The 25895-nt window shown below is 42.4% G+C and carries 20 protein-coding genes and 2 tRNA genes; 14 read left to right on the forward strand and 8 right to left on the reverse strand.

The window, feature by feature from the left end; all coding sequences use genetic code 11:
• Window positions 1-2: 2 nt before the first annotated feature.
• From WKU26_RS10435 to WKU26_RS10450, 4 genes are all read right to left on the reverse strand, one after another.
• Window positions 3-1016, reverse strand: coding sequence for an efflux RND transporter periplasmic adaptor subunit (locus WKU26_RS10435; RefSeq protein WP_340321957.1), 1014 nt, complete (start codon window positions 1014-1016; stop codon window positions 3-5).
• Window positions 1017-1367: 351 nt separating this feature from the next.
• Window positions 1368-2708, reverse strand: a complete 1341-nt coding sequence (locus WKU26_RS10440) for a PepSY-like domain-containing protein (RefSeq protein WP_340321958.1) — start codon at window positions 2706-2708, stop codon at window positions 1368-1370.
• Window positions 2709-3072: 364 nt separating this feature from the next.
• Window positions 3073-3146, reverse strand: a tRNA-Thr gene (locus WKU26_RS10445).
• A 56-nt stretch (window positions 3147-3202) separates the two neighbouring features.
• Window positions 3203-3276: transfer RNA gene (locus tag WKU26_RS10450), tRNA-Thr, on the reverse strand.
• 425 nt (window positions 3277-3701) lie between these two features.
• Here WKU26_RS10450 and WKU26_RS10455 point away from each other — a divergent pair.
• From WKU26_RS10455 to WKU26_RS10495, 9 genes are all read left to right on the forward strand, one after another.
• Complete coding sequence (locus WKU26_RS10455; RefSeq protein WP_269877816.1) at window positions 3702-4232, forward strand: DUF4199 domain-containing protein; 531 nt, start codon at window positions 3702-3704, stop codon at window positions 4230-4232.
• An 11-nt stretch (window positions 4233-4243) separates the two neighbouring features.
• On the forward strand, window positions 4244-5194 hold the full coding sequence (locus WKU26_RS10460; RefSeq protein ID WP_340321959.1) for a glycosyltransferase family 2 protein: 951 nt from the start codon (window positions 4244-4246) through the stop codon (window positions 5192-5194).
• 5 nt (window positions 5195-5199) lie between these two features.
• Entirely contained in the window at window positions 5200-5748 is a 549-nt protein-coding gene (locus tag WKU26_RS10465; protein ID WP_338158024.1) for a DUF6452 family protein, read from the forward strand.
• A complete protein-coding gene (locus WKU26_RS10470; protein ID WP_340321960.1) occupies window positions 5699-6409 on the forward strand; it encodes a DUF6048 family protein in 711 nt (236 codons plus the stop codon). The genes WKU26_RS10465 and WKU26_RS10470 overlap by 50 nt, the downstream gene beginning before the upstream one ends.
• Before the next feature lie 2 nt (window positions 6410-6411).
• Window positions 6412-6978 carry a manganese efflux pump MntP gene (locus WKU26_RS10475; protein WP_340321961.1) on the forward strand — a complete coding sequence of 189 codons (567 nt, stop codon included), beginning with the start codon at window positions 6412-6414 and terminating at the stop codon, window positions 6976-6978.
• Window positions 6979-6997: 19 nt separating this feature from the next.
• Entirely contained in the window at window positions 6998-8008 is a 1011-nt protein-coding gene (locus WKU26_RS10480) for an FAD:protein FMN transferase (RefSeq protein ID WP_178265667.1), read from the forward strand.
• 92 nt (window positions 8009-8100) lie between these two features.
• On the forward strand, window positions 8101-10449 hold the full coding sequence (locus WKU26_RS10485) for a family 20 glycosylhydrolase (protein WP_340321962.1): 2349 nt from the start codon (window positions 8101-8103) through the stop codon (window positions 10447-10449).
• Window positions 10450-10603: 154 nt separating this feature from the next.
• The gene (locus tag WKU26_RS10490; RefSeq protein ID WP_340321963.1) at window positions 10604-12592 is read left to right on the forward strand and encodes an OPT family oligopeptide transporter; all 1989 of its coding nucleotides are present in this window, start codon (window positions 10604-10606) and stop codon (window positions 12590-12592) included.
• A gap of 120 nt (window positions 12593-12712) precedes the next feature.
• A complete protein-coding gene (locus tag WKU26_RS10495) occupies window positions 12713-13261 on the forward strand; it encodes a 30S ribosomal protein S16 (protein ID WP_269877808.1) in 549 nt (182 codons plus the stop codon).
• Between the two features lie 368 nt (window positions 13262-13629).
• Here WKU26_RS10495 and WKU26_RS10500 read toward each other — a convergent pair whose 3' ends face one another.
• A complete protein-coding gene (locus WKU26_RS10500) occupies window positions 13630-14367 on the reverse strand; it encodes a hypothetical protein (RefSeq protein ID WP_340321964.1) in 738 nt (245 codons plus the stop codon).
• Between the two features lie 334 nt (window positions 14368-14701).
• Between WKU26_RS10500 and WKU26_RS10505 the strand changes: the two genes are divergently transcribed.
• A complete protein-coding gene (locus WKU26_RS10505) occupies window positions 14702-16933 on the forward strand; it encodes a GH92 family glycosyl hydrolase (RefSeq protein ID WP_340321965.1) in 2232 nt (743 codons plus the stop codon).
• Between the two features lie 144 nt (window positions 16934-17077).
• On the opposite strand, the gene xseB is transcribed toward WKU26_RS10505, so the two are convergent.
• The 3 genes from xseB to WKU26_RS10520 are packed head-to-tail and all read right to left on the reverse strand — an operon-like array spanning window position 17078 to window position 19945.
• Window positions 17078-17284 carry an exodeoxyribonuclease VII small subunit gene (gene xseB, locus WKU26_RS10510; protein ID WP_178265661.1) on the reverse strand — a complete coding sequence of 69 codons (207 nt, stop codon included), beginning with the start codon at window positions 17282-17284 and terminating at the stop codon, window positions 17078-17080.
• Window positions 17259-18605 carry an exodeoxyribonuclease VII large subunit gene (gene xseA, locus WKU26_RS10515; protein WP_340321968.1) on the reverse strand — a complete coding sequence of 449 codons (1347 nt, stop codon included), beginning with the start codon at window positions 18603-18605 and terminating at the stop codon, window positions 17259-17261. The genes xseB and xseA overlap by 26 nt, the downstream gene beginning before the upstream one ends.
• Window positions 18602-19945: a S8 family peptidase gene (locus WKU26_RS10520; RefSeq protein ID WP_445323239.1), complete on the reverse strand. Its 1344-nt coding sequence runs from the start codon at window positions 19943-19945 to the stop codon at window positions 18602-18604. The genes xseA and WKU26_RS10520 overlap by 4 nt, the downstream gene beginning before the upstream one ends.
• Window positions 19946-20170: 225 nt before the next feature.
• Between WKU26_RS10520 and WKU26_RS10525 the strand changes: the two genes are divergently transcribed.
• From WKU26_RS10525 to WKU26_RS10540, 4 genes are all read left to right on the forward strand, one after another.
• Entirely contained in the window at window positions 20171-21541 is a 1371-nt protein-coding gene (locus tag WKU26_RS10525) for an MATE family efflux transporter (RefSeq protein ID WP_269877799.1), read from the forward strand.
• 140 nt (window positions 21542-21681) lie between these two features.
• Window positions 21682-21999 (forward strand): 50S ribosomal protein L21, encoded by a 318-nt coding sequence (gene rplU, locus WKU26_RS10530; RefSeq protein ID WP_007566748.1) that lies wholly within the window; start codon window positions 21682-21684, stop codon window positions 21997-21999.
• A 21-nt stretch (window positions 22000-22020) separates the two neighbouring features.
• Window positions 22021-22284, forward strand: a complete 264-nt coding sequence (rpmA, locus tag WKU26_RS10535) for a 50S ribosomal protein L27 (RefSeq protein WP_178265658.1) — start codon at window positions 22021-22023, stop codon at window positions 22282-22284.
• A gap of 261 nt (window positions 22285-22545) precedes the next feature.
• A complete protein-coding gene (locus WKU26_RS10540; protein WP_340321967.1) occupies window positions 22546-25671 on the forward strand; it encodes a GH92 family glycosyl hydrolase in 3126 nt (1041 codons plus the stop codon).
• Window positions 25672-25895: the final 224 nt, after the last annotated feature.

Genomic DNA, 25895 nt, shown 5'->3' on the forward strand with positions numbered 1-25895 from the left:
AATTATAATTGTAAAAGTACCTCTTCATTCTCCGAAAGATAGGAAAGACGAGTCACTGCAACCTTATCTCCGACATTCAGTCCGGATACTATTTCTATCCTATTCCCCGACAACATACTTCCTATCTCCACTTTTTGTTTCCTCACTCTGCTATCTTTTCCCAGTACCCAGACAAATGCTCCTTTATCTATGGTGTGACAAACAGCTGTCTGGGGAATGGCCACAAGTGAACATGAATGTAAACCACCATCGGATTTGGGGAATCGTAAAGACAAAGTGCCAGCCATTCCACCAAACAGACCGTAATCTTTATTATCCAATATAACCGTATACAAATAAGAGATATTATTTTCCAAGGTACTTTGAGTCACATACGTTTCGATGGGATGAAACTTCTTTTCGCCCAAAGCTTTGAACTGTACAAAAGAAGAATCTTTCAGTCCGGCTACACGAAGGCCAACCGCCATATCTTCCGGGATACAAGCCTCGGCCTTAATTCGTGAAAGATCGATAAAAGTAACGACCGGAAAAGAAGGACTAACCTCCTGATACTTGTCAATGTTTACTTTTTGTACATAGCCATCAAAAGGAGCTGTCAGCCGGGTATCTTTCAGTTCATTCTCCGCGGTATTAAAATCAGCTTCAGCACGTTCATAATCGGCCTTGGCTTTCTCGTATGCAGCACCAGAAATATTCCCCTTCTCATACAGATTGGACACACGAATAAAATCTGCCTTCGTCTGATTGAACAAAGCTTCCGCCCGCTGCTTGCGAATTAAAAAATCGCGGTCGTCAATAGCAGCAATCAATTCTCCTTTCCTAAAAAACTGACCGTTCTGTACTTCAAAATTCACCACCGGACCTCCTACTCTAAACGAGAGTTCCGTAGTACGATAAGGAGACGAAAGAAAAGTGTAACTACGCTCATTTTCTTCTGCAACGGTCTGTACAGAAGCAAATTTGACCTCCTGTTTCTGAGAAGTCTCTTTCACCGTACCACCACAAGAGACCAGCATACATATTCCAACAAATAAACAAACAGTCCTCATCTTTAGATTCTCATTTAAACATTTATGTTTTTATATTTTGAATTACAAAAATAGAGAGGAGACAAGCGGTGTCAAACAGTCATCATTCTCAAACGGTAAATACAGATTCCCAACCGTATAAAAAGACTTCCCAACCTACGTGCCATATAGTCTGTTTATGCTCAGCACAGTTTTCCCGCTAAAAAGACGACGACTGACAAAAAGCAAAAGGAACCAGGATTTATCATACAAAAATCCCCTTCCCACCATATCGGTATATGGTAAGAAGGGGATACATAACCCGGCAAATCAATAAGCTATAAGCCTATACTTATTTAATCAATATTGCTGTTTGATAACTCCTTGAGCATCTATAATCAATGTTTTTTCAATATGCCCTTTTTCTATTTCCACTTCGTATAATACTCCCGAAGCATTTTCGGTCACTTCAATGTCGTCTACATCTGCCTGCTGGTATCCTTCTTTTGTCAAAGTTTGTCTAATAGCTTCCGGCAATGCAGCATAACGCAATTCCCAAGTAGTCTTTATCCATTCGTTACGACCATTGAACTTTACTTCTTTTATGATATTATCATGGCGAATGTCTATCTCCAGATATCCGTCGTCATAATCTTTGTCCACAACTACCGCACCCGGATATTTCTGTGCCAGGAATTCAGTGATACCACCTTCTACAGTCACTCCTTCGCCGCCCACCGACGGACGTGATATAATACCAGTCTCATCTACATATACATCCACCTCATCTCTTCCACTTCTCATTTCGAAGCAGAAATATACATATTCATTGCCAGACTTGTTTACCTCATAACGTTCTATTTCCTTAATATTGCTTACCTCATAACTTTCTTTCTGCAAAGCTTCTACAATATTGGCAGGCACCCATTCTGCATTATTGGCATCCATCGCATATAAATCCGTCTTGACAGAAAGCCAGTTCTGGGAAGCATCAAACAAGACTTCATGTTTACGTCCTTTTGCTATTACCTCCACCTCTGTTCTGCCATCCTCGTTTTCAATTTCCACTACCGTATAAGCCGTGAATTTCTGTTTCAACCAAGCTTCAATATTTCCGGCCGGTTTTTGGGGAAGATACTCATCGTAATCCTGATTATCATCAGCATCTATAATTTCTTTTACAAGTACCCCATCCTCTGTATAATAAAGATCTACATCTGTTTCTTTTCCTGCTTCTTTCTTGCTTACTTCAATCACATATAGTTTCTCAGTTCCTTCTCCACGCAACAGCACATCTACTTCATCATCAGTCATCCAACCCGAAGAAGCCTGTCCGTATGTACTTGCGCTAAAGGCTTCGTATACCTTCGGTGCCAGAGTTGACAATAAGGCAAAAGGTATTTCTGTTTCAGTCATCCCCCACTCTCCTCTCATCGTAAACCAAGCCGTATGATTACGCGCACGGGAGTCCGAACGAGCGCTGTCCCAATAAAAATGTGCTACGGCATAATCATTCTTTATACTCCACGATACATCGGTCGCTCCAGGATAACGGGCGTCAAACTCCTGCAACACAGCGGCTGGAAGAGTCGAAGGATCGACGGTTCCCGGAGGAGCCTCCGGCATGTCATTTTTATTACAAGATGCCAGGCCCAACATCACAGCAAACAAAACAGTCCATAACGATAAAAAAGTCTTCATAATAATTCCATTTTAATGATTGATGAGATAAAAGTAGACTTCAAATCTGAAAAGAATCTGAAATGATTTCAAAATCTTTGAATATAACCGAAAATGAAAATGAAACTTCAAAAAGATATAACAATGCCAGCGTATAACCGACGTCGTTGATTGTACAGACGACGTCGTCGGACGGACAGACGACACCGTCGGCCGCGCAATCAACGACGACGGATACAGTTTGTTTCCTGCATCGGAAAGTCTGCATACTTCTATCAAACTTTAAAGGAAATGCACGTACTCCGTTTTCTTTATTTAAGAAGTCCGGAGTACACATAGGGATATACGAAAAAAGCTCAAAATTCTTTATGAATTCTGAGCTTTGAGCCTCTTGTCGGATTCGAACCAACGACCCCGAGATTACAAATCACGTGCTCTGGCCAACTGAGCTAAAGAGGCAAACGAGTAAGTATTTTAAGCCATAAAGCAGTGCTTACTCCCATCTGCTTTATTTGAGCCTCTTGTCGGATTCGAACCAACGACCCCGAGATTACAAATCACGTGCTCTGGCCAACTGAGCTAAAGAGGCAGGCGGGTAAGCTTACCATATCGCGCCGCTACAACCAACTACCTTTGCTGCGATCAAGCCCTGGAGGATTCATCAGGAGCTGGCCGTATGGGACTTACCCATGTTTCAACCGTTCTTCATCATCGATGTTTCTCGATTGCGGGTGCAAAGGTAGGAAGATTTTTTGAATCTGCAATACTTTGACAAAAAAAAACTGCAGAAAAAGATAATTTTTTATCATTCTGAAGGATGATTACCGTCTTCTGATGCCATAAAACTCTCCAATATGCAGGGTTATAATATAAAACTAAAGAGATGAAAAGATGGTCTGATTGTGAAGCAGTGGCAAGAATTTGAATGCAAATACGATTTTTATCTTCTTTTATTACGATGCATAACAGTAAAAAGCGTAATTTTGCGAAAATAACTAATTGTGTATTGAAAGAATGACTAACAACCGACCCACTACTCTGCAAGAACATGCCATGCGTTTTGGAACCGTAATGGGAATATATTGGATTTTCAAATTCATTTTCCTTCCCATGGGCTTCAAAATTCCTTTTCTGCATCTATTGTTCGTTTTGCTCACCCTTTTGGTTCCTGTATTAGGATATATCTATGCACGTAAATACCGCATGAAATATTGCGACAATGAAATTAGTTTTCTGCGTGCATTTTCATTCACTTTACTGATGTATATGTTTGCTTCACTGCTCACTGCAGTAGCACATTATGTATATTTCCGCTTTTTTGACCAAGGTTTCATCATTGAAACTTATCGCACTCAGTTGGAATCAATACAGTCGGCAGGAATACAAGGGTTATCCGACAGCATCGAACCATTGATGCAAACCATCGATGCCATCGCTGCATTGACTCCTATCCAGTTGACAGCTCAACTTATTTCACAAAATATTTTTTATGGAACTATACTTGCTTTATTTACCGCCCTGCTGGTAATGAGGCAGAAAAAATAATATCATAAACTATGGATATATCTGTTGTAGTACCTTTATATAATGAAGAAGAATCCTTGCCGGAACTGTATGCATGGATTGAACGTGTGATGAATGCCAACGGCTTCAGCTACGAAGTCATTTTTGTAAACGATGGAAGTACAGACCATTCATGGCAAGTCATCGAAGAGCTCAGCAGCAAACACGACTGTGTAAGAGGTATTAAATTCCGCCGTAATTACGGTAAATCACCGGCCTTGTTCTGTGGCTTTGAACGGACACAGGGAGATGTTGTCATCACTATGGATGCCGATTTACAGGATAGTCCGGATGAAATTCCCGAACTATACAGAATGATTACCCAAGACGGATACGATCTGGTTTCGGGATGGAAACAAAAACGATACGATCCGCTTTCAAAAACCATTCCTACCAAGTTATTCAATGCTACGGCACGTGCCGTATCGGGCATTCATAATCTGCACGACTTCAACTGCGGACTGAAAGCCTATCGGCGTGAGGTGATCAAGAACATCGAAGTATACGGAGAAATGCATCGCTATATCCCTTATCTGGCAAAAAATGCCGGATTCAGCAAAATCGGGGAAAAGGTGGTACACCATCAGGCACGTAAATACGGAAAGACGAAATTCGGCCTGAACCGTTTTGTAAACGGATACTTAGACCTGCTTACTCTTTGGTTCTTGTCTAAGTTCGGAGTGAAGCCCATGCACATCTTCGGCTTTTTAGGTTCCATCATGTTCATTCTGGGATTCATTGCAGTGGGAGCCGTAGGAGCTACCAAACTATATGATATGTATTGTGGAAATCCTTATCGTCTGGTTACGGAAAATCCTTATTTCTACCTGGCGCTCACTACCATGATAATCGGAACCCAACTATTTTTGGCAGGATTCATTGGAGAGCTGATAGCTCGCAATGCTCCGGAGAGAAACAATTATAAAATTGAAAAAGAACTGTAATCTACATGAAAAAGCTACCGTTCCTTTTATTCATCCTGTGGATAGCAGTCCTTTTCTTCCCTGCTTGCGAAGTAGAGAACTGTCCTCCCAACACGATGTCTTACATAAAGTTTTCTTTCGTCAACCAGCACGGCAAAGCCGTTCAATTGATTGATACGACAAGCATCATCGGTATGATTCATGCCGATGTAACGGTATACGATACATTGGACGACGGGACTATTAAAGAAGAAGTGGTATACGACTCGCTGATACACGACACATTAATCAACCGGGAAGTGGGGGCCAGCGGATTTGAAGTGCCTTTAAGCTATAGCGATAAGACTTCTTTTATACTTGCTTACCTGCATGCCAAACCCGATACGATTCATATCTCTCACCGCAATATACCTTATGTAACGAATTTGGACTGTGGCACCATGATGTTCTACGAGATACAGCAAGCAACATCTACCCGCCATCAGCTCGATTCTATACAAATTATCAACCCGAACATAGATAACAATGAAAAAGAAAATATCAAGATATATTTCACTGTTACTGATACTGAATAGTATGCTTCTGTTGCCCTCTTACGCATGGGGACAAAAGAAAAGTAAAGAAGAACTGAAAGCCGACTACAAGGCTTCACCTTTTTATCAGGGAAGTTCTATCGGTATCGAAGTAGCCGGGTTGGCCAATCACTTGATAGGCGGCGACATATTAAGTAGCGAAATTATCCTGCAAAGTAATCTGAAGAACCGCTTCTTCCCAACTGTGGAAATTGGCTATGGCGAAACCGATGTAATTCACGATACAAATGATATGCATTACAAAACATCTGCTCCTTTCTTCCGTATCGGTATGGATTATAACGCTTTTTATCTGAAGCCCTATTTGCCGGGATATTTATATGCCGGTCTGCGTTATGGAATGACATCCTTCACCTACGACATAAGCGGCCCAACCATGAACGACCCCAATTACGGAGGAGTAATCCAGATTCCTTATGAATTTAAGGGAAACAAAAGCAATGCAAGCTGGATAGAAGCTGTTGTAGGAATAAAAGTTAAGATTTACAAAGGATTTTGTATGGGATGGGCTGTACGATATAAAAGACGCGTGAATGTAACGAATGCCGAAAACTCAGAACCCTGGTATATTCCCGGCTTCGGAAAGAATGCAAGCAGTAGTTTTAATTTAACCTATAACTTAATATATAACCTGCCGTTTTAATCATGAGTATATTAGAAATTTGGCTACTTGCCGTCAGCTTAGCCATCGACTGTTTTACGGTTTCTGTAACAAGTGGTATCATTTTACATCGGATACAATGGGGAAATACCTTAAAAATGGCATTTTTCTTTGGACTATTCCAAGCTTTAATGCCTCTGTTAGGATGGTTTGGAGCCAGCCGTTTCAATCATTTAATTGAAGCATACGACCACTGGATTGCATTTGGTCTGCTTTGTTTCCTTGGAGTACGAATGATTCGGGCGCATTTTCAATCAGAAGAAACCTGTTGTTTCGATCCTACTCGTCTGCGGGTTATCCTTACAATGGCTATTGCGACCAGTATTGATGCTCTTGCCGTTGGCATTTCATTTGCCTTTACCGGATTCAAAACAATCCAAAGCCTGACCACTCCGCTGTTTATCATCGGACTGGCTTCTTTTCTTCTTTCCATTGTCGGAAATTTAATTGGTGTATTTTTCGGAAAACGATTCCATCTGCGAGTAGAAATATTCGGTGGACTTGTACTGATAGGTATCGGTGTGAAAATATTAATTGAACATCTTTTTTAAAACATAGAAAATCAGACTCATGGCAAACAAACAACTCAAATGGCAGCTTCCTTTTCTTATTCTGCTGATTGTAGGAACTGTACTTATCTTAAAAAAACAGGTACCTTATCAGACTGATCAAGGAATCGTATTTGGAACAATGTACAAGATTACCTATCAGTCGAAAGAGAACCTGAAAATGGAAATTGAAAGTGAACTTCAGAAAGTAGACAATTCACTGTCTCCATTTAATAAGAAATCAGTTATCACTCATATCAACCACAACGAAGATTATAGTACAGACAGCATGTTCACTCATGTATTCCGTCTGGCTAAAACGATTTCCAAAGAGACTCATGGTGCATTCGACATCACTGTAGCTCCTTTAGTCAATGCCTGGGGATTCGGATTCAAGAATGCAAGCCACGTAGACAGCCTGACTATCGACAGCATCCGTCAGTTTATCGGCTTTGAAAAAGTAGACTTGGTTGACGGAAAAGTTGTAAAGAAAGATCCACGTATTATGCTCGACTGCAGTGCGATTGCCAAAGGATATGGAGTGGACTGTGTAGCCAGATTACTTGAAAGCAAAGGTATCAAAAACTACATGATCGACATTGGTGGTGAACTGGTGGTAAAAGGAAAGAATGCCCAACAGGAATCATGGCGCATTGGTATCAACAAACCGATAGACGATTCGCTTTCCGTTAATCAGGAATTGCAAACCATTATTGAAATCAATCAGGGAGGAATGGCTACTTCGGGTAACTATCGTAACTTTTACTACAAAGACGGAAAGAAATATGCACATACCATCGACCCTCGCACAGGTTATCCGGTACAGCATAATATACTTTCCTCTACCGTCATAGCCAAAGATTGTGCTACTGCCGATGCCTATGCCACTTCATTCATGGTATTGGGGCTCGATTCAGCCAAAGCAATCTGTAATGCTCATCCTGAATTGGATGCCTATTTCATTTATGCAAAAGAAAATGGAAATACCGGTATCTATTTCACAGAAGGCATGAAGCAATATCTTCGTAATTAAATTCAGAAAAATCAGACTGTAGACAATATTGCTATATAATATAAAGTATCGACATATTTTTATCAATATCAAATTTTAAACCTCTATTATCCATGAAAAAAAACTTTTTAGCAACCCTGTGCATTGGTGCTTCATTAGGACTGCTGACTGCTTGTGGTAGTGCAACCGGTGAGGTAAAACCTTACAACGAGGGAATCAACATCATCCCAATGCCTCAGTCTTTAGTACAGCAAGACGGATTCTTCAAACTGTCTTCAGGAACAAAATTCGGTGTTACTTCACCTGAGGCTAAAACCATTGCCGAATTCTTTGCTGCAAAAATGAGTCAGTCTACTGGCTATCAGATTTCTGTAGCAGAACAAGGTAACATCACATTGACTCTTAATCCGGAACTGGAAGTGAATGATGAAGGCTACACACTGGATGTCACTTCAAATTCAGTACAGATTGCTGCTAAAACAGCTCAAGGTCTGTTCTACGGAATGCAGAGTTTCATGCAATTACTTCCCGCAGAAATTGAAAGTGCAGAAAAAGTAGAAGGAATTGAGTGGAGAGCACAGGCTGTCAGCATCAAAGACGAACCCCGTTTCGAGTACCGTGGTATGATGCTTGATCCTTGCCGTCACTTTGTCAGTGTAGAACACATCAAAAAATACATTGATGTATTGTCTTTATTCAAAATCAACCGTATGCACTGGCATCTGACCGATGACCAGGGATGGCGTATTGAAATCAAGAAATACCCCAAACTCACAGAAATAGGTTCTAAGCGTATAGATGGAGAAGGTACTGAATACGGTGGCTATTATACACAAGAAGAAATAAAAGAAGTTGTAAAATATGCAGCAGACCGCTTTATCACAGTTGTTCCCGAGCTGGAAATGCCAGGACACGGCATGGCTGCTATTGCTGCTTATCCTGAACTCTCTTGTAAAGGCGAAAAAGGAAATCCACGTATCATTTGGGGAGTAGAAGATGTTGTATTCTGCCCGGGTAAAGAAAGTACATTCCAGTTCTTGCAAGACGTAATCGATGAAATGGTACCTCTTTTCCCAAGCGAATATTTCCATATCGGTGGTGACGAATGTCCTAAAGTTAATTGGAAGACTTGTCCTGCCTGCCAGAAACGCATTGCTACAGAAGGTCTTAAAGCTGACAAAGGTCACACTGCAGAAGAAAGATTGCAAAGCTACGTAATCCGCCGCATTGAGAAATATCTTGAAACCAAAGGAAAGAAACTCATCGGTTGGGATGAAATCCTGGAAGGTGGTCTGGCTCCTTCGGCAACTGTAATGTCATGGAGAGGTGAAGAAGGCGGTATTGCTGCTGCACTGACAAACCACACTGTGATTATGACACCGGGTGGAAACGGTATGTATCTCGACCACTATCAAGGTGATTCAAAGATTGAACCGGTTACTATCGGCGGATACAGCACTTTGGAAAAAACTTACAGCTATAATCCAATGCCTGACACATTGGTTGCAATGGGAAAAGAAGAGTTTGTTCTGGGTGTACAGGGAAATGTATGGTCCGAATACATTTACAGTGATGCAAAACGCGACTATATGACCTTCCCGCGTATTCTGGCTGTAGCAGAAATCGGATGGACATCGGTAGACCGTAAAGACTTCAGTGATTTCTCACGCCGCATCAACAATGCTTGCGTACGCTTAGACCAATACGGTATCAATTACCATATTCCAATGCCGGAACAGCCGAATGGTTCTTGCAACACTGTAGCTTTCGTTGACAGCACATCTTTGGAATTTACAACAACCCGACCAATGCAAATGGTCTACACACTCGACGGTAGTGAACCTACTGCACAGTCTACTGTATACACGGGTCCTATCTCTATCGGCGAAACAACTACACTGAAGATTGCTTCCGTAATGCCATCTGGAAAGATGAGTACTGTACGTACTATTCAGGTAGAAAAACAAGCATTGGCTCCAGCTAAAGAAGTTGCCAAGACAGCTCCCGGACTGAACATGCAGATCTTCGACGGTATGTTCCTGAATATGCAGGATTTCGAAAAAGCAAACCTTCAGCCCAAAGCTACTAAAGTCATCAAGAAAACCCGTGAACTCACCAGTCAGGTACCGGCTCCGGAATCAATGCGTGGAGTAAAACAGTATGCAGCTATCGCTACCGGATACGTCAATATCCCTGAAGACGGTGTATACTATCTGTCATCAGACTTGGAAGAAGTATGGATTGACGGTAAGCTGATGATCAGCAACGGTGGTGAAACAAAACGTTTCTCTCGTCACGATACATCCATGGCACTGGCCAAAGGATTGCATGAAATTAAAGCTGTATTCCTGGGACATATAGTTGGAGGATGGCCTTCCAACTGGAATGACGGAAGCATCAGCCTGCGCAAAGCTGACCAAAAAGAATTCAAAGCTATCAGCGAAGAGATGCTCTGCCACTAATTTTTGCCGGCTTATGCCGCAAATCAGATAAGAAAGAGAAACTTGGAAAGCCTTTTCCAAGTTTCTCTTTCTCTTTTATACCTATTTATCCGAATTTTATTACTTTTGGGCACTATTCATTGGCATTAAATCAAAAACAACAAATAAAAAACACATGAAAGAAGAAATTGAAAAACAAGCGGGTCTTCCAGACAATGCGTTCCGCCCGCTCAAACCGGGAGAAAAATATCATCCGTTGATGTCTCCCGAAAAAAATTATCCGGAAGTCAATCTGTGGTCTGTTCTATGGGGTATTCTGATGGCAATTCTGTTTTCAGCTGCCGCAGCCTATTTAGGTTTGAAAGTTGGACAAGTATTCGAAGCAGCCATTCCCATTGCCATTATTGCCGTGGGTGTATCCAGTGCAGCAAAGCGTAAAAATGCATTGGGTGAAAATGTCATCATCCAGTCCATCGGAGCCTGCTCCGGAGTCATTGTAGCCGGCGCTATCTTTACCCTGCCAGCACTGTATATTCTTCAGGACAAATATCCGGAAATGACAGTCGATTTCTTCCAGATGTTCATCAGCTCATTGTTGGGCGGTATATTGGGCATCCTTTTCCTGATTCCTTTCCGCAAATACTTCGTCAGCGAAAAGCATGGCGAATATCCTTTCCCCGAAGCAACAGCAAGTACACAGGTACTCATCTCTGGTGAGAAAGGCGGAAGCCAGGCAAAACCTCTGCTTTTTGCAGGTCTGATTGGTGGATTGTACGACTTCATCGTAGCTACCTTCGGATGGTGGAACGAAAACTTCACCACCCGTGTATGCGGATGGGGTGAACTCCTTGCAGAGAAAGCCAAAGTTGTGGTAAAACTGAATACCGGAGCTGCCGTATTAGGACTTGGTTACATTGTCGGCTTGAAATATGCAGCCATTATCTGTGCCGGCTCACTGGCTGTATGGCTTATCATCGTACCGGGTATCTCTCTTATCTGGGGCGACCAGGTACTGAATGCATGGAATCCTTCTCTCACCGATACAGTAGGCAGCATGTCGCCTGAAGCTATCTTTGCCGAATATGCAAAAAGTATCGGTATCGGAGGTATTGCCATGGCAGGTATCATCGGTATCGTACGCTCTTGGGGTATCATCAAGAGTGCAGTAGGATTGGCAGCCAAAGAAATGGGCGGTAAGAAAGCTGAGGTCAGCGTATCACGCACCCAGCGTGACCTTTCCATGAAAATCATTGCCATCGGTTCTATCATTACACTGGTACTGATTGCCTTATTCTTCTATTTCGATGTAATGCAGGGTAATCTGCTTCATACGGCAGTAGCTATTCTGTTGGTAGCTGGTATCTCTTTCCTGTTTACTACCGTAGCAGCCAATGCCATCGCCATCGTTGGTACCAACCCCGTATCGGGCATGACACTGATGACTCTTATCCTGGCTTCTGTCGTAATGGTGGCAGTCGGTCTGAAGGGTGCAACCGGTATGGTAGCTGCACTGGTGATGGGTGGAGTAGTTTGTACCGCTCTTTCTATGGCAGGTGGTTTCATTACCGACTTGAAGATAGGTTATTGGTTAGGAAGTACTCCAGCCAAACAGCAGACATGGAAATTCCTCGGTACACTGGTATCGGCTGCAACTGTAGGTGGAGTAATCATGATTCTGAATAAAACATACGGATTCTCTTCGGGTGCGCTTGCCGCTCCTCAGGCTAATGCCATGGCTGCCGTTATCGACCCGCTGATGAACGGAGTAGCAGCACCCTGGTTGCTTTATGGTATCGGTGCAGTGCTTGCATTGGTACTGACTTACTTCAAAGTACCTGCCCTCGCTTTTGCATTGGGTATGTTCATTCCACTCGAACTGAACCTCCCTCTCATTGTAGGTGGTGCAGTCAACTGGTATATTACTACCCGCAGCAAGGATGAAGCAGTCAACACCGCACGTGGTGAACGTGGAACTCTCCTTGCTTCCGGATTCATTGCCGGTGGAGCCTTGATGGGAGTAGTCAGCGCAGCAATGCGTTTCGGAGGCATCAATCTCGTAAACGAAGAATGGCTCGCCAATCCGTTTAGTCAGGTAGTATCTTTACTTGCTTATATCTGCCTCATCGTCTACCTGATAAAAGCCAGCATGAGTGCCAAGAAATAAAAATTACACAAAAAGAGCTGCAACGCTTTGTAAAACAAATAAAAAGCTTTATCTTTGCACCCGCCAATACGGGATATTGGCATAATTCAAATCATTCACTTAAAAAATTAACAAGTAAAAATGGCAACTAAAATCAGATTGCAGAGAAACGGACGCAAAGGTTATGCGTTTTATTCAATTGTTATTGCAGATGCAAGAGCACCACGTGATGGTAGATTTACTGAGAAAATTGGTACTTACAACCCAAATACCAATCCTGCCACAGTAGATTTGAATTTCGAACGTGCATACCACTGGGTAATGGTAGGTGCACAGCCTACAGACACTGTACGCAACATCTTGTCTCGTGAAGGTGTTTACATGAAGAAACACTTGATGGGTGGTGTAGCTAAAGGTGCATTCGACGAAGCTACTGCAGAAGCTCGTTTCAACGCTTGGAAAGAAAACAAGCAGAACGGTTTGGCTGCTTTGAAAGCTAAAGAAGAAGAAGCTAAGAAGGCTGATGCAAAAGCACGTATGGAAGCTGAAAAGAAAGTAAACGAAGAAATCGCTAAGAAAGTAGCTGAAAAGAAAGCTGCTGAAGCTGCTGCAAAAGCTGAAGCAGAAGCTGCTGCTAACGCAGAAGAAGCAACTGCTGAAGAAGCAACTGAAGCTCCTGCTGAAGCATAATCGGTTCTTTTACTTCGAAAAAATTAAAAAGAGACTGTCTCAAATCATTTTGAGATGGTCTCTTTCTTTTTTATATCAATTCAGGCTATTGGGTAAAACAAAATTTTCTCAGTCATTCGTAAAAAAGGCACTCATTATCAATAATATAAATCTATTATTCTATTTATTAGTTTAATTCGACGACGTCGGCTATACAAACAGCGTCGTTGAATGTATAGCCAACAACGCTGGCTCTACATTCAACGACGCTGATTAAAACTTCCAAAAGTTCTCTTCACTTTTTTATTCCTGCTACATTATATGTCTGTATTGAAAAGGCAATTTCATACTATTTGAATATAGCATTGGATTCATAGTCGGCTATTATATTATTGCTTTAATTTAAACTTCCATTTTCTAAGACATTGCTTGTATTTTTCATTCTTGGTCAAAATATCTTCTGCTGTAGTTTCTTCTTGAGGAACAGGTACATGCTTATTATTCTTCACTTCATATTCCGGCACATTAATTCTCGGTTCTGAACTTTCTTCTAATACCGCTTTTTTCTCTCCATCTATCCACTGTATACTAAAGCCATCAAAAATTGAAAATTGCGAATAGAGTGCATCGTACAGATAAGTCGGCTTTGTCACGATACCGCCATTTTTCTTTTTTTCTATATTAATATACTCCATGTCATATTTATCTTCTTTTTTGCCACTATCATCTATACGAAATTCTCTGATCAATGCCGACAAGCGTATGGCATTTGCTGGGTCCTCCCCTTGCTCGAATGTCATATCTATTCCTGAAATATGATTGTGAAGTATTCCAAGTGGAAAAACGGATTTATCTAATGTTCTATCCTCTTTGTTTCTGTGATAAGCACTATAATCCTTGATTTTATCTTTACCCTCCCCTTCTTCGTGGCAATAAAACTCCACACAAGTAGGATGCACTTTCACAAAAGAATCACTTTGATTCTTCTTTATCAGAAAATAGCCGCTTAGTATATGTTCTGCCAATTCTTTGAATACACCAAGTAATTTCTTTTCTTTATCTTCGCAACTCAAATCCTTAATCTGAGAATACAGATTGAGAACATAAATGTTACTTCTTAAATTCATATTCAAATCCATTATATTTAATTTATTACATTAATAATCAAAAGATTATAAAAACAAAGATAGACAGTTTTTCAATATACTCAACGCCATTCTCGACTTTTATTATTTAGAAGCAACTCCAAAACCTTAGCTCATCTATTTTTCTACTGATATACAAATTCTTTGCAAAAACCGTCTGTCAGACCATAAAATCTCATATCTTTATACGCTGTAAACGGAATGATAAGGGTATACTTATAAAAAAAGTAGAAGACAGCCCGGACAACATCATCGTTATACGACTATTAATCAATACTATAGCATATTATTTACCTTTCATATAAAACTTAAAGAAATGAATAAAAAACCAATCGTACTGACGGTGTTAGCCACAGCATTATTCGCTGCGTGTGGAAGCAACTCCACTTCTGTACAGGAAGCGAATGAAGATCTTACGTGCTTTGTAGATCCGAAAATCGGAACAGGAGGCCACGGCCATGTGTTCTATGGAGCCAATGTTCCCTACGGATTTGTACAACTGGGACCAAGCAGCATCCCGCAATTGTGGGATTGGGTATCAGGATATCATGTATCCGACTCTACAGTGATAGGATTTCCACACACGCATCTTAGTGGAACAGGTATCGGCGACCTTCACGACATCAACGTTATGCCTGTGACAGGAGAAGTTACCTATGCCCGAGGAGATGAATCTTCGTACGATACCGGATTATGGTCGTACTCCGACCGTTCGAAGGAAGTTGTCACTCCCGGATATTACAAGACACATCTTCTGAGATATGATATTGATGTGGAACTGACTACTACCAAACGAGTAGGATTCCATAAATATACTTTCCCTGCAGACGAAAAGCCTGCTATCGTATTCGACATGGTGAACGGAGGATGCTGGGATGCACCGACCGAAGCCTTTATACAGGTGGTAAACGACAGTACTGTCAGCGGATACCGTTACTCTACAGGATGGTCCAGCGACCAGCGTGTCTTCTTTACGGCTGTATTCTCCAAGAAGTTTGAAAACGTAGAGTTTATTGCAGACAATGCAACAAAGAGTGGAAAAGAAGCCAAAGGCAAGAAGCTCTTTGCCCGGGTAAACTTTGCAGCCGGACAAGAGGAACCGATTTATCTGAAGGTAGCTCTCTCTCCTACTTCTGAAGCGAATGCACAGCTCAACATGCAGACTGAGTTGAGCGGATGGGACTTCGAAAAGACCATTGCAGATGCCAAAGAAGCATGGAACAAAGAATTGAATAAGGTGAAAGTGTACACAAACGACGAGGCTTCTAAGCGGATTTTCTATACAAGCCTTTATCATACCATGTTTGCTCCTTCTGTATTCTGTGATGTAAACGGCGACTACTACGGTGCCGACCATAACATGCACAAAGGAGAAGGATTTGTAAACTACACTACTTTCTCTTTGTGGGATACATACCGTGCCGCACAACCTTTGATGACTCTGCTTCATCCGGAAAAAATGAGCGACATCATCAACACCATGATTCACATCTACCAGCAACAGGGCAAACTGCCTGTATGGCACCTCATGGGATGCGAAACAGACTGTATGGTAGGAAATCCGGGAGTACCCGTAGTAGCAGATGCTATCTTGAAAGGTATAAAAGGATTCGACATGGAAGAGGCATACAAGGCACTGAAAGAATCGTCTATGTTGCCCGAACGTGGTATGGAACATCGTATCAAATACGGATTCATCCCTGCCGACCTGATGAAAGAAGCCATTGCATACGACATGGAATATGCCATTGCCGACTGGTGTGTAGCACAGGCTGCATTGAAACTGAACAAGCAGGATGACTACAAGTATTTCCTGGAAAGAAGCAAGTCGTATAAGAATTATTTCGACCCTACAACCGGATTTATGAGAGGAAAAATGCTCAACGGTTCCATACGTACACCTTTCGATCCTTGTGCATCGACCCACAGAGACGATGACTACTGCGAAGGTAATGCATGGCAGTATACCTGGCTGGTTCCTCACGATGTGGAAGGGCTGGTAGGTTGCTTCGGAAGCAAAGAGGCCTTTGTCAACAAGCTGGATTCACTGTTTATCGTAGACAGTCACATGGGCGACAGTTCTTCTCCTGATATCAGCGGCCTCATCGGACAGTATGCACATGGAAACGAACCGGGACACCATACTACTTATTTATATACACTGGTAGGTCAGCCGTGGAAGACTGCGGAACGGGTGAACGAAATTCTTCATACTATGTATACCGACAAACCCGACGGATTATCCGGCAATGAGGATGTAGGCCAGATGTCTGCATGGTATGTCCTTTCTTCAATGGGATTCTATCAGGTAGAACCGGCGGGAGGAAAATTCGTATTCGGTTATCCCCTCTTCGACAAAGTAGAAATCAATGTTCCTGAAGGTAAGTTTACTATCGAAAAGGAAAATAAAGGAAAAGAAAACAAGTATATCCAGCATGTCATTCTGAATGGTCAGGATTATAAGAAGGCCTGGATTGATTATGCAGATATCATGAAGGGAGGAAATCTCAAATTCGTGATGGGCGACCAGCCTGTAGCATGGTTCTAAAATCCTTATAAATAAATCGGCGACATCAGCTATAAAAAGCGATGCCGCCGATTCATATTCAGTATCGGGAACTTTACAATCAGTATCGTCAATGGCTGCAATTCTCTTGAGTAATCCTATACAATCACAGCCAGATGAAACTGCTCAAGCTTCCGTTTCTTCTCCTTCTTCAAGCATTTTCTTTATTTCGGCATCTGCCTTATAAAGTTTATCACGACAGTATTTTATAAGTTTCTGGGCTTCTTTCAGATGTTCTCCCAGGCTGTCGATATCCAACTCGTTACTTTCTATCTGCGATACGATGGCTTCCAGCCGTTTCATCGCTTCACTGTATGTTTCTTTTTTTGCCATTGTATTCTGTTTTTAAATTTATTTTCTCTACTATACTTTCCACCTCTCCCGATGCCATGCGCGTCACTACTTTATCTCCTGCTTTCAGTGTAGAAGCATCGGTCACTGCCTTACCGTCTTTCAATGTAATACTATACCCTTTTTTCAAAAGCAGTTCCGGCGATGCAGCCTGTGTCTTCTGCTCCATCAGTTCAATGCGATGAAGTTCCCGCTGCAAACGCGACATACAAGCTACTTCCATACGTTTTTCTACACGAAGCCGGTATTCTTCACGCAGCAAACGAGCCTGCCATGCTGCGGCCATACGCTTGGTAAAACGCTCCTGCCGGAAATGTTCCTGCTGCAGCCTCATCTGTACCTGAGCTGGAATACGAGATACCCACTGCGTCAGTCTCTTCTTTTCCTGTTCCAGACGTTGGGGAATTTCCCTGTAAAAATAATCGGTGTATGCTTCCAGCTGTTCTGCCGTGCGGCGCACACGGTCTATCAATAACTCGGCAGCCGCTGTAGGGGTCTTGACACGAGTGTGTGCAATAAGATCGAGCACCGTATCATCACGTTCATGTCCAATACCTGTAATAAGCGGTAACGGAAACTGGGCACAATTGGCAGCCAAGGCATAAGTATCGAATCCGGATAAATCGGAAACAGCTCCTCCCCCACGGATAATGACAACCACATCCCAACAATCCTGCTGACTATAGATACGGTCGAGTGCCTGAATAATGGAAGCTTCAATCCGCTCTCCCTGCATGACAGCCGGGAAAAGATGAGGATAAAAAACAAAGCCGAACGGGTTGCCGGAAAGTTGATTACAGAAGTCGCCGTAACCGGCAGCAGTTGCCGAAGAGATAACCGCAATACGTTGGGGCAACAAAGGCATTTCCAACTCTTTGTTTAAAGTAAGCACTCCTTCTTCGTCCAGCCTTTTCAATATCTCCTTGCGCCGGCGCATCATATCGCCCAATGTATAAGTAGGGTCAATATCGACTACGGTCAGCGAATAGCCGTAGAGTTCATGAAAGTCGACTGTCACTTTAACGAGTACTTTGATACCGGAAGTGAAAGCCTGTCCCGTTTCCCGTTCAAAATAAGGCTTAAGCCGGTAGTATACGTTACTCCAGATAATACCGCGTGCCTTTGCCACCAGTGCATTGCTCTTGCTGTCTTTCTGCACAAACTCCAGGTAGCAATGTCCTGAATAATTGGCACGCACTTCACTCAGTTCGGCCTGTACCCAGTACTCGTCGGGCAGACAGGCACGAATACTACGACGTACCAGCGCATTCAGTTCGACCAAAGAAAGCGGGTTACCATTCATCTGTTCCCCCTTTCCTTCCGAATCAACTGATATGCTTTCCATATATCAGCCACTCCGTAACCGTAGATATTATCGGGATGAGTATAACGGCTTCCCGAACGACGGACTACATCGATAATTTCTTTTACAGTAAGATCCGGAAAAGCCTGCCATAAGCAAGTGACCAATCCACAGAAAATGGGAGCCGCAAAAGAAGTACCGCTTGCTCTGGATATTCCTCCGTTTTCTCCCACAACTATAGCTCTTACTCCTAATACCATGATATCCGGCTTGACTCTTCCGTCGGCTGTATTTCCTATGGAAGAAAAATCGGCATTTGTACGGTCGTAATCCAATGCCCCGACAGTTATCACATCTTCCGCATCGGCCGGAGGAGAAATCTTTTTCCATTTGCCCCCACCGGCATTGCCGGCACTGCATACCACAAGCAATCCTTTTCCTGCAGCTTTCTCTGCGGTAACCGACATAAACGAAGTTTTACCGTCTAAATCGCGGTAACGGTAATTCTCTTCCTTATCGTCAAATTCATAATATCCCAACGAGGTGTTGACTACATCCACTCCCACACTATCGGCAAACTCAATGGCGGCAGCCCAATTGTCTTCTTCTATCGGCTGTTCGGTATCATTGTCTTCACTCCGAAGCAACCAATAAGAAGCTTTGGGAGCAGTTCCTACCATGACATTAGGCTTGTCTACAGCCAGACACGACAACACTTTCAGTCCGTGGCTATGCTCTTCGTAAATATCCGAATCGGGATTGACAAAATCGCGCACCCCCAGCAAGTCCATATTGCGGAACAATTTAATAGCGTCTACATTATAATAGCCCGCATCAATTACGGCAATCTGCATTCCTTCGCCACGAAAACCGGCTGCATGCAGGCTATCGCCATGATGCATACGAATCTGTGCTGCCGCATGTCCGTAATAATCGTCGGTTTTGGCAACCTTGTTGGTCACCATTTTCTTACGCTCCTTATTTCGGGGTATTATCTCATCAGGAGCAATCCATACACGCTTCACTTTCTTTACAAAAGGAAGAGCCCGGATAGAGTCTAGCACTTCGTGACGAGACAACTCAACAACTACAGTATTATTCCATTTACTGTGATTCAACACTTTTCCTCCCGAACGACGTATTTCCTCGATATAGGTACGGCACACAGGAAGGTCTGTAGAATCTACAGCCAAATGCTGTCTCATTCTCCGCTCAATGGCACGCGAAGACAGAAACTCTTCCGGCCGGTTTAAAGAATAAGTCGTACAATTTTTATCAGCCAGATAAACCCGATAACGGCAAAGCACTTCTCCGCTGACAGTACTCCACGTCATCATCATCACAAAATTCAATAGAAAAAAATATATCTTCATACGCTTCTTTTTCTTTTTGGAATGCAAAGATAGCGAAAGGTGAGTGCAGTGCCAAGTCAAAAGCTTGCTTTTGAAGGGTAGAAACTTTCCGAAAGACATTCTGTCTTACTCTTTTAATTAAGATAAAGCACCTTTCTCAAATGAGAAAAAATGAGTATCTTTGCAGGCTAATTTACGTAAAATAACGATTTTATGTCTCAAAAAGGAACTGCAACAGAATTAGGAACACTACCTATTGGTAAGCTACTGGCACAATATGCCATCCCTGCCATCATCGCAATGACTGCTTCTTCTCTTTACAACATGGTAGACAGTATTTTTATCGGCCATGGAGTTGGTCCGATGGCTATTTCCGGCCTGGCTATCACTTTCCCTCTGATGAACTTGGCTGCCGCTTTCGGTTCGCTGGTAGGGGTCGGAGCTTCGACACTGATTTCGGTTAAATTAGGCCAGAAAGACTATCACACCGCTCAGCAAATCTTGGGAAATGTAATCTCGCTGAACTTAATTATCGGTGTATTGTTCACCATTATCACTCTGGTTTTTCTTGACCCTATCCTGTATTTCTTTGGGGCAAGCGAAGCGACCATACCGTATGCAAGAGATTACATGGAAATTATCCTGATAGGTAATGTAATAACACATATGTATTTAGGATTGAATTCTGTACTCCGGTCTGCCGGACATCCGCAAAAAGCGATGATTGCCACCATCCTGACAGTTATTATCAATACCATACTCGATCCCTTGTTCATTTATACTTTCGGCATGGGAATACGTGGAGCTGCCGTAGCTACTATTCTGGCACAGATCATTTCCTTGTGCTGGCTTGTCAAGCTGTTTGCAAACAAAGAAGAACTGCTTCATATGAAGAGAGGTATCTACCGCCTGCGCAAAGTTCTGGTAGAAAACATCATCGGTATCGGACTGGCTCCTTTTTTCATGAACATAGCAGCCTGCTTTATCGTAATTCTGATTAATAAAGGGCTGAAACTATATGATGGCGACCTTGCCATTGGTGCTTTTGGTATTGTAAACCGTATCGTATTTCTGTTTGTGATGATTGTCATGGGACTGAACCAGGGTATGCAACCCATTGCCGGATACAACTTTGGTGCCCAGCAGTATCATCGTGTAAATCATGTAATGAAACTGACCGTAATAGCTGCAACAATAGTAACTACTACAGGATTCCTCGTGGGCGAACTGATTCCGGAACTGACTGTATCAGCTTTTACGACCGACCAGACTCTAATTGATTTATCGGCTAAAGGGCTCCGTATTACAGTGATGTTCTTCCCTATTATCGGCTTCCAGATGGTTACATCAAACTTTTTCCAAAGTATTGGCATGGCACGAAAAGCCATCATCCTTTCACTCAGCCGACAAGTTCTGATTCTGATTCCTTGTCTCTTCATCCTTCCTCTGTTTTGGGGAAGTCTGGGTATATGGTACAGCATGCCTATCTCCGACATTATGGCCAGCCTGATTGCCGGCTTCATGCTATACAAGCAATTCAAGCATTTCAAGCAAAAAGCAAAAGAAATAAATGGTGTAAATTAGCACAAACTTTTTCCCTTTAAATGCTTGGTTATATGAATTAAAACCCTTAACTTTGCAGCCGATTTAGTCCGTAAAGGTAAACAAGTAACCGAATGAGAGCGGTTCACCTTGCGGAGAAAACCCGTTTAATATTAAATAAAATGTACGTAATTGTAGAAATTAACGGTCAGCAGTTCAAAGCTGAAGAAGGCAAAAAACTGTTTGTACATCACATTCAGAATGCTGAAAACGGTGCAACTGTTGAATTTGACAAAGTTTTGTTGGTAGACAACAACGGTACTGTTACTGTAGGTGCTCCTACTGTAGAAGGTGCAAAAGTGGTATGCGAAGTAGTTTCTCACTTGGTAAAAGGTGACAAAGTATTGGTATTCCACAAGAAGAGAAGAAAAGGTTACAGAAAACTGAACGGTCACCGTCAGCAGTTTACTGAATTGACTATCAAACAAGTTATTGCTTAATCATTAAAAACGTAGAAAGAAATGGCACATAAGAAAGGTGTAGGTAGTTCTAAGAACGGCCGTGAGTCAGCTAGCAAAAGATTAGGCGTAAAGATATTCGGTGGTTCAGCTTGCAAAGCTGGTAACATCATTGTTCGTCAAAGAGGAACAGTTCACAACCCAGGTGAAAACGTAGGTATGGGTAGTGACCACACTCTTTACGCATTGGTAGACGGTACTGTATGTTTCAAGAAAGGTCGCGAAGACAAGAGCTTCGTATCTGTAGTTCCTTTCGCTGAAGCATAATAAGTCTCAGTATTTAGAAAAGAAATTGAAAAGGGTTGCATCGCATTGCGTTGCAACCCTTTTTTCATTCTGCCATAAAAACGAAATTTGTCCTATTCTCTATTTTTCTTTTCTTCCCTAGATAAATTACTCCAAGCATCCACTTTCCTTTTTATTTTCTATTTTTCCACTCTACAATAATATAATATAAGTATATCAGAAAAAAGTCTGACAGAATACCGTATTGTTTTTCGTTTATTTGTGTCATAAAATACAATAACCATGAACAAACAACTTGTCTCTCTATTTCTGCTGACAGCATGTTGCGCACAACCGATAAGCGCAGACAGAATCTGGACCATCGGAGAAAACGACAATCAGGCAAAAGGTTTTGCACTGGCTCCGAATGGATACAAAGACTATCTTGCAAATGACTTTGGCTACGAAGACCGTTATTTCTTAATCGGCCATTCGGATGCGAGCAAAGAGTTTCCTTACGTAATACCCGGTCCTTCGGATGGATGGGGAGGAACTGGCGGTACTTCCGGATGGCGTACACACGATACAACCATCCTTTTCGGTATCGAAAAAATAACCAATAACTCCACTCCATGGAAACTGACCATAGATGTGCTGGACAACGCTGTAGAGTTACCTCCTCTTCTGAAGGTTACCGTAAACGGCACTGCATGGAAATTCCAGTTACCGAAAGGAAAAAACAAGAACTCCATTACAGGCGATTTAAGCGGAACTGTAGAAAATCGTATAGAGATACCTATCGACCCTGCTTGTCTTCATGAAGGCGGAAATGAAATCCGTTTATCTGTACTGCAAGGTTCTTGGATTCTATTCGACCAAATCACATTGGATGGTCCTGCAGGTATACAGTTGATAAAGCCCAAGAAAGCTTTTTTACGCGGAGTAGAAGCTGCCAACTATGAAATTGAACAAAACGGCAAGCGGATACAGCCTCTGCTGGTAGATGTAGAAGAACTGTCGGGACGTCCTACCCTTGAAGTTGAAGTGGACGGAAAGAAGGTATTTACCCAACAGATTGATACAGCTCGCTACGTGCTCGAAGTCCCTATGTCTTCTGTAGAAACCACACAAAAAAGTCAGTATGTGGTAAGAGCCGACGGACGAATCATCGGTAAAGGACAGATAGAAAGAAGCGCCCAGCCATTACAGACATTGGCAGACTACGTAGACACACGCATTGGTACCGGACATTCGCGCTGGATGATTGCACCGGGGCCGTGGATGCCTTTCAGTATGGTAAAACTGAGCCCGGACAACCAGAATACCGGATGGCAGGCAGGATACCAGCCTACTTTTGAAAACATCGGATGTTTCAGCCATATTCACGAGTGGACTTTAGGTGGTTTGGGATTAATGCCTACAAATGGGAAGCTGGTTATACAAGAAGGTGAAGAAGGTAATCCAGACTCTGGTTATCGTTCACGCATAGATAAGCGTACCGAAAAAGCCGGAATCGGTTATTATGCGATCCATCTGGAAGATTATGATATTCAGGCAGAACTGACTGCGACTACCCGATGCGGATTCCAACGATACACTTTCCCAAAAGATCGAAAAGGAGCACGTGTGTTGGTAGACTTACATATCCCGATTGAAAATGACTACTTATTGAAAGAAGTAGAACTACGTAGAGTTAGCGACTATAGAATAGAAGGTGTAAGTCATCAACTATCCAAAAATGTATGGAGCAACGATGCTGACCAGGACTATAAACTACACTTTGTATTGGAATTCGACCAGCCTATTGCCGATATGGGAATCTGGGCAGATGGAGAAGTGCGCCGCGATACTGTATTAAAAGCCAAAGACCTGAAAGATGCAGGGGTTTATCTGGAGTTTGATGCGACTAAACATCCGGTGGTACAAGTACGTTCGGGTATCTCATTGGTAAACATCGAAAATGCATCACTCAATCTTGAAAAAGAAATTACTCGTCCGTTTGGATGGAACTTTGAAGCTGTACAACAGAATCAGAAAAAGGTATGGAACGAATTGTTCGACCGAGTACAGATTACAAGTACCGACCGTATGGAAAAGGTACGTTTCTATAATAATATGTATCGCGCACTGTGTAGCCGAAACATATGGAGTGACGTAAACGGAGAATGGGTTTCGACTGATAAAAAAGTACATCGCTTGTCGGACGAAAACGATGCAGCATTGGGATGTGATGCTTTCTGGAACACATTCTGGAATCTGAACCAGTTCTGGAATCTGGTAACACCGGAATGGAGCAAACGATGGATAAACTCTCAGTTGGCCATGTACGATGCCAACGGATGGCTGGCAAAGGGACCTGCTGGTATGAACTATATTCCTGTCATGGTGGCCGAACATGAAATACCTCTTATCGTAGGAGCATACCAAATGGGAATACGTGACTTTGATACAGACAAGGCTTTGGAAGCCATGCTGAAAATGCAGCGTACTCCTTCACAGAAAGTATACGCTGGATATGCTGGAAACAGAGACCTGAAATCGTATCTAAAATACAAATATGTACCTTCCGACTTGGGAAGATTCTCTAATTCATTGGAATATTCCTACGACGACTGGACTGTAGGACAGTTTGCCAAAGCTTTAAACAAGCAGGATATATATAAGGAATTCAACGAAAGAGGATACTGGTGGAAGAATACCATTGATACTCGCTCGGGATATGCTACATTGAAGGATAGCAAAGGAAAATGGGCTGCCAACTTCGATCCGTTCCGCTCGGGTGCCAATGAACACTATGTAGAAGGAAATGCCTGGCAGTTGACTTACTTTGTCCCTCAGGATGTACGTGCATTGGCCGACTATATTGGCAAGAAGCGTTTCATTGAAAGATTGGAATGGGGATTCCAGGCAAGCGAACCTTGGCGATACAATGCCCCCAATGATCAGTATTGGGATTTTCCCGTTGTACAGGGTAACCAGCAGTCTATGCACTTTGCATTCTTGTTCAACTGGGTAGGTAAACCATGGCTGACACAGAAATGGAGCCGTTCTATTATCGACCGATATTATGGAGCAGGAGTTGCAAATGCATATTTAGGCGATGAAGACCAGGGACAGATGAGTGCATGGTTTATTATGGCTGCTATAGGCTTATTCCAGACTGATGGAGGATGTAGCGTAGATCCTATATACGAAATCGCCAGCCCGCTTTATGAAAAAACGGTTATCCGACTGGACAACCGATACGGAAGAGGAAAAGAATTCACTATCGAAGCTCGTAATGCTTCACGTCAGAACAAATATATACAGTCGGCTACACTGAATGGAAAGCCACTTCAAAATTTCTATTTCCCTGCATCTGAATTGCTGAAAGGAGGTACACTGATACTGGAAATGGGTGATAAACCAAATAAAAAATGGGGGCTGTAAAGCTCCCATTATACAATCTTCAACGATAGCATCCTATTGCCTGCCGCTGTTCTATACAGGGATATTCAGTAAATGTGGCTCACCCGATTTTTAGTGGGGCAAGTTTAATAAATTATTTATTGCTGTCCGATAAAAATTTATCTAAAGCATAAAAAATAAGGCTGACTTCATTTGCGAGGTCAGCCTATTTTTGTTAGATTTTTGTCGCCAAACAAAATTAATCT

It is taken from the genome of Phocaeicola sp. HCN-40430, assembly GCF_037890285.1.
GTDB classification, from domain to species: domain Bacteria; phylum Bacteroidota; class Bacteroidia; order Bacteroidales; family Bacteroidaceae; genus Phocaeicola; species Phocaeicola acetigenes.